This is a genomic window from Rhizobium sp. P1_E1 (assembly GCF_056406015.1).
Genome location: NZ_JBFUAY010000180.1, coordinates 1 through 9,100 on the forward strand (window position 1 = coordinate 1; position 9,100 = coordinate 9,100).

Here is a 9,100-nt window from a genome sequence, read left to right on the forward strand (position 1 = left end):
GAATACCGGCCTTCAACTCCTTCTCGGCTATACCGACTATTCGGCGGAGAAAGAGGAAGAACTGATCGAGGCGATGCTGCGCCGCCGTCCTGAAGGCATCATCCTGACCGGTGGTTCGCACACGGCACGCGCGCGGCGCATGCTCGCAAAAGCCGGCATTCCCGTTGTCGAGACCTGGGAACTTCCGGAAAATCCGATCAATCAGGTCGTCGGCTTTTCCAACAGCGAGGCGATGGCCTTGCTGGTGCGGACGCTAGCCGGCCAGGGATATCGGAAGTTCGGCTATATCGGCGGAACGACGGCGCGCGATACGCGCGGCAGCCAGCGGCGAAGCGGTTTCCAGAAAACTGTCGAAGAACTCGGCTTGGGACCGGGACGGATGATTTCCTTCGGCGTCCCGCCTATCACCATGGAACAAGGCGGCCAGGCAATCGTCAGCCTGCTGGAGCGCTGGCCGGATACAGAAGTGGTTCTCTGCGTCTCCGACCTTTCCGCCTTCGGCGCCATCATGGAATGCACGCGCCGGGGAATGAAGGTTCCAAGGGACATCGCCATTGCCGGTTTCGGCGACTACGAGATCTCGTCCATCTGCCATCCGCGCATCACCACCATCAATGTGGACTGTTATGGCATCGGCCGCCAGGCGGCTGCCCGCCTGCTGGATACCCTCCATACCGGCGACTCGACCGGCGATGAGATCACATTGACCGGCTACAAGGTTGTCTTGCGCGAAAGCACGGACCGGAACGGCGCGCCGACCGCTTGAGACTAAAGCGCCGCGCGTCTTTTCGGATGCGCGGCGCTGCAACACTTTGAATGACTGCAGGGATCATGCAGTCGGTCAGAAGGCAATCTGCACTTTCATGGACTTGCTGCGGTCACCTGCCAGTTCGAAGGCGGCAACGGCCTCTTCGATCCCAAAGACACCTGTCAGCAGCGGCTTCAGATCGACGCGACGCGCGTTGATCAGTTCGACCGCGAGCGCAAATTCCTCGTGAAAGCGGAATGTGCCGCGCATCTCGATTTCCTTCGCAACGATCATGTTCTGCGGGATAGAGACATCGCCGCCAAGGCCGAGCTGGACGAGAACGGCGCGCGGCTTAAGCGTCTCCAGGCCAGCGCGCACCGCCCGCTCATTGCCTGACGCCTCGAACATGACGTCGAAGTATCCCTTGTCAGCGCTGTAAGCCGCAAGGTCGGAAGCATGCGTGGCAACATTGATCGTTCGATCGGCACCGCTGGTGCGGGCAATCGCCAGAACGCTGTCGGTCACGTCGGTCGCAACGATTTCGCGGGCGCCGAGAACGCGCGCCGCAACGATCGCCAACATCCCAATGGGGCCGCAACCCGTAACAAGGACCCGTTTGCCGAGCAGCGATCCGGCGCGGTTTGCCGCATGCAGCGTCACGGCAAAGGGTTCGGCAAACGCGGCCTCATGGATGGAAATGCCGTCCGTGACCTTGTGGCATTGCCAACGCTCTGCCACCAGCCGCTGGCGAAAACCGCCCTGAATATGCGGCATCGGCATGGCGCTGCCGTAAAACCGCATGTTGAGGCAGTGGTTTTGCTGTCCTTTCAGGCAATATTGGCAATGGTTGCACGGCCGGCTCGGGGAAACCGCAACACGGTCTCCGACGGCAAGGTCGGTGACGCCGGAACCCAGCGCCTTGACCGTGCCGGCGATCTCATGGCCGAGGATCATCGGTTCGCGCAGGCGAACGGTGCCAAACCCACCGTGATTGTAATAATGCAGGTCGGAACCGCAGATGCCGCCGGCTTCGATGGCAATCTCAACCTGCCCGGCGCCCGCAACCTCCGGCTCGCGCTCTTCGATCCTCAGATCCTTGGCGGCATGAATGACGATGGCTTTCATATCGGGACCCTCACACGACGGGAGTTGGAAGCGGGCTGCCTGCAAAATGCGCAGCGAGATTGTCTCTGACCAGTTGGCCCATGGCCTTCCGGGTCTCGACAGTGCCAGAGCCGTGATGGGGCTGCAACACGACGTTTTGCAACGTCAGGAAACGCGCATCGATCCTGGGTTCATTCAGGAAGACATCAAGGCCAGCCGCCTGAATGGTAAGGTGTTGAAGCGCTGCGATCAGCGCCTCTTCGTCGACGGTCGTCCCGCGCGAAACATTGATCAAGATGCCGTTTGGACCGAGCGCTTTAAGCACCTCAGCATTGATGATCTTCATGGTCGCCTCCCCACCGGGGACGATGACGATCAGAAAGTCGGCCCAATCCGCAAGCGCGACCAGGTCGGGTTCATAGGCGTAAGCTACATCCGCGTGGTCATGGCGGGCGAAATAGGAGATGTCGCAGCCGAAAGCGGCAGCCCTCTTGGCGATCGCCTTGCCGATCCGCCCCATGCCGGCGATCCCCACCTTCTTGCCCGAGACGCGCGTCACCAGCGGCATGGCGACACTGCCCCACTGGCCGGAGCGGACCAAAACATCGGCCTGCGGGACCTGCCTCGCCGTGGCAAGCAGCAGTCCGATGGCGATATCGGCGACATCTTCGGTCAGCACATCAGGGGTATTCGTGACGCGAATGCCGTTGGCGCGGGCATAGGACAAGTCGATTGCGTCGGTGCCGACGCCGTAACAGGAGACGATTTCCAGTTTCGGCAATTGCGCCATCAGTTCTGCAGACGCTCCGAGTTCGCCACGGGTCGCTATGGCGCGGATATCCTTGCCGACACTGGAAATCAGCTCGTGCCGGTCYGCCGCTTCCCACAGGCGATGGATGCGGTAGTTCGCCTCCAGATCCACCATGTCCCATTCCGGATAAGCTCCGACCATCAAGATTTCTACCTCAGGCATTCCGTTTCCATCCCGCATTTTGACAGTTGATTATGTTATCGATAACATATAATTCGGAAAGGGGATGTCAAGTGAGTTTCACCGTCAGCGGCAGTTGAAGCCGTCTCCTGCGGCGAGACTGGAGGAGTGATTTACATGAAGAACTTGTTTGATCTTGCCGGACGCCTTGCCCTGATCACCGGCTCCAGCCAGGGGATCGGCTATGCCCTGGCCGAAGGCCTGGCGCAGCATGGCGCCGAGGTGATCATCAACGGCCGCACACCCGAAAGCGTCAAACGCGCGGTCGAGAGCCTCAAGGATCAGGGCCTGTCTGCCCATGCGGCGATCTTCGACGTGACCAGCAAGGATGCTGCCAAAGAAGGCATAGACGCGATCGAAGCCGATATCGGGCCGCTCGACATCCTGATCAACAATGCCGGCATGCAGTTTCGCACGCCGCTGGAAGATTTTCCGGCGGACAAATGGGAGCTGCTGCTGACCACCAATATTTCGAGCGTGTTCTACGTCGGCCAGGCAGCGGCCAAGCCCATGATCGCCCGCGGCCAGGGCAAGATCATCAACATCGCCTCCGTTCAAAGCGAACTGGCGCGCCCCGGCATTGCTCCCTACACCGCGACCAAGGGCGCGGTGCGCAATCTGACCCGCGGCATGTGCGCAGACTGGGCCAAGTACGGTCTGCAGATCAACGCGATTGCGCCGGGCTATTTCAAGACGCCGCTCAACCAGGCACTCGTCGACAATCCCGAGTTCTCGTCCTGGCTCGAGAAGCGGACGCCGGCCGGACGCTGGGGCAATGTCGAGGAACTGGTGGGTGCCGCCGTTTTCCTGGCAGGCCGCGGCTCGTCGTTCATCAACGGGCACACGCTTTATGTCGACGGCGGCATCACGACCTGCCTCTGATAGAGACGAGATCATGGACTTCGAGAAAAAGGCACGGCCTCTTGCTGTCGTCGTCATGGGCGTCAGCGGCTGCGGCAAATCCTCGGTTGGAGAGCATCTCGCCGCTCGAAACGACGTGCCGTTTCTGGAGGGCGACCAACTCCACCCCGTTGGAAATGTCGAGAAGATGGCGCAGGGCATACCGCTTACTGACGACGACCGCCTGCCCTGGCTCGACCGGATCGGCGAGGAAATAAAGACCGCGCAAAGAGCATCGCAAGGGCTGGTGATTTCCTGTTCGGCGCTGAAGAGAAGTTATCGGGACAGGTTGAGGCAGGCGGCGGACGGGCATCTCGCCTTTGTTTTCCTCGAAGGGTCCCGCAATCTGCTGCTGTCGCGCATGCAGGCTCGTCAGGGCCATTTCATGCCCGCGACTTTGCTCGACAGCCAGTTGCAGACACTGGAGCCGCCGACCGGTGAAGCTGGTGTGGTGACAGTGGCGATCGACAATGCCTTGGATGATATTGTGGCACTGGCTTGCAAGGGACTGAGCGGCATGGCCGTCAAGGGAGGAGATTAACATGCAGGATGACTACAGAGCAGATGTCGCCGTCATCGGCGCCGGCATCATGGGAACCGCGATCGTCACCCGATTGATCGAAACCGGGCATAAGGTCTCCGTCTTCGACCTGGATACCGAAAAAGTCGCGGTTTTGGCGGCCAAGGGCGCACGCGCGGCCGGCTCTGTGGAGGAAGCGGTCTCACGGTCGGCGTTTTGTGTGCTGAGCCTCAATCACGCCAGCATCGTCCGCGCTGTCGTCTTCGGCGAAAAGGGTGTTGCGGCGGCTGCAAATGCCGACAAGCTGCTGATCGACATGTCGTCGATCGACCCCGCTGAGACGGCTGAGATGGCGATGCGGCTGCGTCGGGAAACGGGCATGGCATGGGTGGATTGCCCGCTCTCCGGCGGCGTGCCAGGTGCGCTGAGCGGACGCCTGACGATTATGGCCGGCGGCAGCGCTGAGGATTTCGAACGGGCGCGCGTGGTGATGCGGCATCTTGCCGCCAATTACACGCTGATGGGTGCATCCGGCGCCGGGCAGACCACGAAGCTGATCAATCAGCTGTTTTGCGCCGTGCTGTTTCAGGCCGTCGCCGAGGCGGTGAAGCTCGCCGAAGCTGGCGGCGTCGATCCGGCCGCCATTCCGGCAGCCCTTGCGGGCGGCAGGGCGGACAGCCGGATAATGCAGGAATTCATGGCAAAATTCGCCGCCCGGGATTTCTCGCCGACAGGCCGAATCGACAACATGTTGAAGGACCTGGATTCACTTCAGGCCTTCGCGCTGAAGACCAAGACGCCATTGCCGATGACCGGCTCCGTGGTCGAAATTCACCGCCTGCTCTGCGCTGCCGGCCTCGGGTCGAAGGACTCCGCCGAGATGATGCGTCTTCTCGACGGATTTCAGGCCGGCTGACGTCAATCTCGCTGAGAAATTCGAGATCGTCATCTTTCCGCTTGACCATCCATAAATGTTATCGATAACATACGACCAATGACAACCGCAGCTTTGGGAGGAGCCACAGTGGAAGCCAAGAGACTGCTGGAGTTCCAGTCGATCACCAAGAGCTTCGGCGGCACGCAAGCGCTGCGGGACGTCTCGATCGATCTGCGCGAGGGCGAAATCCTCGCGCTGCTGGGGGAAAACGGCGCCGGCAAATCGACACTCATCAAGACGCTTGCGGGCATCTACAAGCCCGATGCCGGCGACATCCTGTTTCGCGGCCAGAGCTACCATCATCGCCCCCCGAAGCCGAACGAGCGGCAGCCGGTTGCCTTCATCCACCAGGATCTCGGCTTGATCGAGTGGATGACCGTCGGCGAGAACATGGGCCTGTCGCAGGGTTTCTCGATGCGTCGCGGCCTGATCGATTGGAACAGGACGCAGGCGCGTGCCAAGGAAGCCTTGAAACTGGTCGGCTGCGACTTTGATCCCACGACGCGGGTCTCGGCGCTGTCGCGCACCGAAAAATCGCTTGTCGCCATTGCCCGTGCGCTTGCCGTCGAAGCCGACGTGCTGGTGCTCGACGAGCCGACGGCCAGCCTTCCCGCCGATGAAGTCGATCGGCTGTTCAACGCGATCCGCCCCTTAAAGGATCGCGGCGTCGGGATGATCTACGTCTCCCACAGGCTGGACGAGATTTTCCGGATTGCCGATCGGGTCGCCGTTCTGCGCGACGGATGCATGGTGGGTCAGAAGCCCGTCAGCGAGACGACCCCCGACGAGCTGGTGACGATGATCATCGGCCGCAGCGGTGACAGCCTGTTTTCCAAGACCCAGATCACGCCCGGCAAGGCGATCGTCAAGGTTCGCGATCTCGTTTGCGCCGGCACGGGCGCGATATCGTTCGATATCCGCGAGGGCGAGCTTTTGGGATTGGCTGGATTGCGTGGCGCCGGTCAGGAACGGATCGGCCGCGCCCTGTTCGGTTGCGAGCCCTTCAACGGCTCGGTTCTGCTGCATGACGAGGCCCCCGACCTTTCCAGCCCGCGGCGCGCTATGGCGTCGGGCATCGGCTTGATTGCCCGTGACCGGACGGAGGAATCCGTGGCGCTCTCGCTTTCCATTCGGGAAAATACCTATCTCAATCCGGGAGCCGTCGGACGTGGGCTTTTGTCCTTCCTGTCGCCGCGCGGCGAAGCCGATCTTGCCCATAAGATCGGCCATTCCGTCGGCCTGCGGCCGAACGATCCGGATCTGCCGGTGGAGGCCCTGTCGGGCGGCAACCAGCAAAAAGTGGTCGTCGGCCGCTGGCTGGCGACCGGCCGCAAGCTGTTGGTCGCAGAAGATCCGACCGCCGGCGTCGATATCGGAGCGCGCGCGGAGATCTACCGTCTGATCACCCAGGCGCTCGAGGCCGGTCTCGCGGTTGTCGTGGTGTCGACGGACTTTGAGGAAATCGCCCATATCTGCCACCGCGCGCTGGTTTTCTCGCGCGGCAAAATCGTCAGCGAACTGACTGGAAGCGCTCTGACGACGGAGGCGGTCATCACGGCCGCATCCGCGTCGGAAGCCGCTTGAGCCATCGGGAGAACAGCCATGCAATCCATTGAATCCACGGCTCTGGAGCCGACCAAGAGCGAAATGGCCGGTCTGTCCACCGGACAGAAGATCGGGCGCCTGATCCCGGTTTACGGTTTGGTGATCCTGACCGTCGGTCTGATCGTGATCTTCTCGATCCTTCTGCCCGATACGTTCCCGACCGTGTTGAACGTCCGCTCGATTGTATCAGACAAGGCAATCATTGCGCTTCTGTCGCTCGCTGCGATGATCCCGATGGCATCCGGTCGCATCGATCTGACCGTCGGCTATGGCATCGTGCTCTGGCACATCCTCGCCATCAGCCTGCAAACGGCCTACGGCCTGCCCTGGCCGGTCGCGGTTGTCATCGTCCTCGCGCTCGGCGTCCTGACCGGCTTCATCAACGGGCTGCTGGTCGAAGTCGCAAAGATCGACAGCTTCATCGCAACACTCGGCACCGGAACGGTTCTCTACGCGCTTGCCCTCTGGCACACCGGCGGGCGGCAGGTGGTCGGCGTCCTGCCGGAGGGATTCTATGCGCTGAACGGCACCATGCTGTTCGGCCTGCCGATCACCGGCTTCTACGTGCTGCTGATTGCGATCTGCATGTGGATCGTGCTCGAATACCTGCCGATCGGCCGCTATCTCTACGCCATCGGCGCCAATCCGAAGGCCGCCGCACTCAATGGTATTCCCGTCCGCAAATTCGTGATCGGCGCATTCGTCACCTCGGGGCTGCTTGCGGCTCTGACCGGGGTTCTTCTCGCCTCGAAGCTGCGCATCGGCCAGGCGAGCGTCGGCCTCGAATATCTCCTGCCGGCGCTTGTCGGCGCGTTCCTCGGATCGACGACGATCAAGCCCGGACGGGTGAACGTCTGGGGCACCTTGATCGGCGTCATCATCCTGGCGGTCGGAATATCAGGAATTCAGCAATTCGGCGGGTCGTTCTTCGTCGAACCGCTGTTCAACGGCGTCACCCTGCTGATTGCCATCGGCATAGCAGGTTACGCCCAGCGCAAGCGCGGAGCTGTGAGGAGGATCACACCCGCATCCAAATGAGGATGCCGGCTCAACCCGGCATTTCATAACAAACAAAATGGAGGAGTGAACATGAAGCGCAGAACGTTATTGCAGGCAACGGTCGCAACCGTCGCCGTTATGCTCAGCATGCCGGCACTGGCCGATTCAATGGCTGACGCCAAGGCCGTGGTGGAGAAGTATGCTTCCAAGGTGAGCGCCTGGGATGGCCCGACGAGCGGCCCCAAGGGCGCTGCCGGAAAGAACATCGTCATTCTTGCGGGCGATATGAAAAACGGTGGCATCCTCGGCGTGGTCAATGGCGTGCAGGAAGCGGCAGGCGCGCTGGGCTGGACGGTCAAGGCGCTTGACGGCGCCGGTTCGATCGGCGGACGGACCGCGGCGTTCGGCCAGGCCATGGCGCTGAAGCCGGATGGCATCATCATCAACGGCTTTGACGCGGTCGAACAAAAGCCGGCGATGGAAGCAGCCAAGGCTGCCGGCATTCCAATGGTTTCCTGGCACGCCGCTTCGGCCGTCGGTCCGGTTCCCGAAGTCGGTGTCTTCGCAAACGTCACCACCGATGCGATGGAAGTCTCGAAGTCTGCGGCGGATTGGGCCTTTGCCGATGCCGGCGGCAAGCCTGGTGTCATCATCTTTACCGACTCCACCTATGCGATCGCGATTGCCAAGGCCGATCGTATGAAGAAGGAGATCGAGGATCTCGGCGGCACGGTGCTCGAATATGTCGACACGCCGATTGCCGAAACCTCTCAGCGCATGCCGCAGCTCACCACCTCGCTTCTGCAGAAGTATGGCGCGAAGTGGACGCATTCGCTGGCGATCAACGACCTCTATTACGACTTCATGGGACCTTCGCTTGCCTCGGCCGGCATTGCAGGCGACGGAAAGCCGGTAAACGTCGCAGCCGGCGACGGTTCGGAGAGCGCCTATCAGCGTATCCGCGCCAAGCAGTTCCAGGCCGTCACGGTCGCCGAGCCGCTCAACCTCCAGGGCTGGCAGCTCGTCGACGAATTGAACCGCGCCTTTGCGGGCGCTCCCTGGTCGGGCTACGTGTCGCCGCTCCATGTGGTGACCAGCCAAAACGTCGAGTTTGACGGTGGACCGAAGAACAGCTTCGATCCCGACAACGGCTATCGCGATCAATACAAGAAAATCTGGGGCAAATAACCCTCCCAATCAGGGCGTATCGACCGATACGCCCTGATGTTCCGACAACACACCACCATGGATCCAGCTCCGGCGAGTTTTGGAAAAGAGAACCTATGATCATTCGAT

Annotated in this window: 9 protein-coding genes; 7 read left to right on the forward strand and 2 right to left on the reverse strand. The window is 61.3% G+C overall.

Annotated elements, in window-relative coordinates:
* On the forward strand, positions 1-766 hold a 766-nt coding region (locus AC1D1Z_RS30300; RefSeq protein WP_477852563.1), incomplete at its 5' end, for a substrate-binding domain-containing protein.
* A 75-nt stretch (positions 767-841) separates the two neighbouring features.
* Here AC1D1Z_RS30300 and AC1D1Z_RS30305 read toward each other — a convergent pair.
* On the reverse strand, positions 842-1,873 hold the full coding sequence (locus tag AC1D1Z_RS30305) for an L-idonate 5-dehydrogenase (protein ID WP_131646985.1): 1,032 nt from the start codon (positions 1,871-1,873) through the stop codon (positions 842-844).
* A gap of 10 nt (positions 1,874-1,883) precedes the next feature.
* Positions 1,884-2,825, reverse strand: coding sequence for a 2-hydroxyacid dehydrogenase (locus AC1D1Z_RS30310; protein WP_131646984.1), 942 nt, complete (start codon positions 2,823-2,825; stop codon positions 1,884-1,886).
* Positions 2,826-2,960: 135 nt separating this feature from the next.
* Here AC1D1Z_RS30310 and AC1D1Z_RS30315 point away from each other — a divergent pair, with 135 nt between their 5' ends.
* From AC1D1Z_RS30315 to AC1D1Z_RS30340, 6 genes are all read left to right on the forward strand, one after another.
* Positions 2,961-3,725 carry an SDR family oxidoreductase gene (locus tag AC1D1Z_RS30315; RefSeq protein WP_131646983.1) on the forward strand — a complete coding sequence of 255 codons (765 nt, stop codon included), beginning with the start codon at positions 2,961-2,963 and terminating at the stop codon, positions 3,723-3,725.
* A 13-nt stretch (positions 3,726-3,738) separates the two neighbouring features.
* Entirely contained in the window at positions 3,739-4,284 is a 546-nt protein-coding gene (locus AC1D1Z_RS30320; protein WP_131646982.1) for a gluconokinase, read from the forward strand.
* Position 4,285: 1 nt separating this feature from the next.
* A complete protein-coding gene (locus AC1D1Z_RS30325) occupies positions 4,286-5,179 on the forward strand; it encodes an NAD(P)-dependent oxidoreductase (protein ID WP_131646981.1) in 894 nt (297 codons plus the stop codon).
* Between the two features lie 108 nt (positions 5,180-5,287).
* Positions 5,288-6,784 carry a sugar ABC transporter ATP-binding protein gene (locus AC1D1Z_RS30330; RefSeq protein WP_115157870.1) on the forward strand — a complete coding sequence of 499 codons (1,497 nt, stop codon included), beginning with the start codon at positions 5,288-5,290 and terminating at the stop codon, positions 6,782-6,784.
* 18 nt (positions 6,785-6,802) lie between these two features.
* Positions 6,803-7,843: an ABC transporter permease gene (locus AC1D1Z_RS30335; RefSeq protein WP_018449098.1), complete on the forward strand. Its 1,041-nt coding sequence runs from the start codon at positions 6,803-6,805 to the stop codon at positions 7,841-7,843.
* Between the two features lie 51 nt (positions 7,844-7,894).
* Positions 7,895-8,992, forward strand: coding sequence for an ABC transporter substrate-binding protein (locus AC1D1Z_RS30340; protein WP_017958201.1), 1,098 nt, complete (start codon positions 7,895-7,897; stop codon positions 8,990-8,992).
* Positions 8,993-9,100: the final 108 nt, after the last annotated feature.

Coding starts and splice junctions, on each gene's coding strand:
- AC1D1Z_RS30305 (WP_131646985.1), bottom strand. CDS start 1,873: ATGAAAGCCATCGTCATTCATGCCGCCAAGGATCTGAGGATCGAAGAG.
- AC1D1Z_RS30315 (WP_131646983.1), top strand. CDS start 2,961: ATGAAGAACTTGTTTGATCTTGCCGGACGCCTTGCCCTGATCACCGGC.
- AC1D1Z_RS30320 (WP_131646982.1), top strand. CDS start 3,739: ATGGACTTCGAGAAAAAGGCACGGCCTCTTGCTGTCGTCGTCATGGGC.
- AC1D1Z_RS30325 (WP_131646981.1), top strand. CDS start 4,286: ATGCAGGATGACTACAGAGCAGATGTCGCCGTCATCGGCGCCGGCATC.
- AC1D1Z_RS30335 (WP_018449098.1), top strand. CDS start 6,803: ATGCAATCCATTGAATCCACGGCTCTGGAGCCGACCAAGAGCGAAATG.
- AC1D1Z_RS30340 (WP_017958201.1), top strand. CDS start 7,895: ATGAAGCGCAGAACGTTATTGCAGGCAACGGTCGCAACCGTCGCCGTT.